This window comes from Bradyrhizobium sp. NBAIM08 (assembly GCF_020193935.1).
Lineage (GTDB): Bacteria > Pseudomonadota > Alphaproteobacteria > Rhizobiales > Xanthobacteraceae > Bradyrhizobium > Bradyrhizobium yuanmingense.
The window spans coordinates 1-429 of sequence record NZ_JADYVR010000575.1; the positions used below are offsets into that span (position 1 = coordinate 1).

Consider the following 429-nt stretch of genomic DNA (forward strand, 5'->3'; position numbering starts at 1 on the left):
CACCAGAACCATGAGCTTCGAGTCCTGGCCGGTCGGTGGGCGACTGATGACCAGCGTATCCAGAAACATCACCGTGTCAGCGGCGTCAGGCATGGACATCGTCAAGCTGCAACTTGTGGCTTTCATCGTTTCGAGGCTGCTGCCGTAGGCGAAGACGACGTAACGCTTTCCAACCTGGAAACTCAGGTCACAACTGCTGGACGACATGCGGCTGCCGTCGAGGAGTTTCGTACCACTCGAAAGGGCAAATTCGCTGGGGATCTTCCCCTTCCACACCGCTTCGACCCTAAAGCGAACGGTCAAGACGTTACGCCCTATGACCTCCCCAAGAAAGACAGCTCTCGCCCTGTCGAGTTCCCGACGGACCTCACCGGTCTGTTCTGCCGCGCTCGTGACGGTCATGGATCCAGCGCAGACGCACGCTTCCAC

The 429-nt window shown here is 58.7% G+C and carries 1 protein-coding gene; it reads right to left on the minus strand.

Going from position 1 to position 429, the window contains the following annotated elements; translation table 11 throughout:
- The coding region (locus I6F37_RS41025) for a hypothetical protein (RefSeq protein ID WP_225154522.1) at positions 1-402 on the minus strand (402 nt) is incomplete at its 3' end.
- Positions 403-429: the final 27 nt, after the last annotated feature.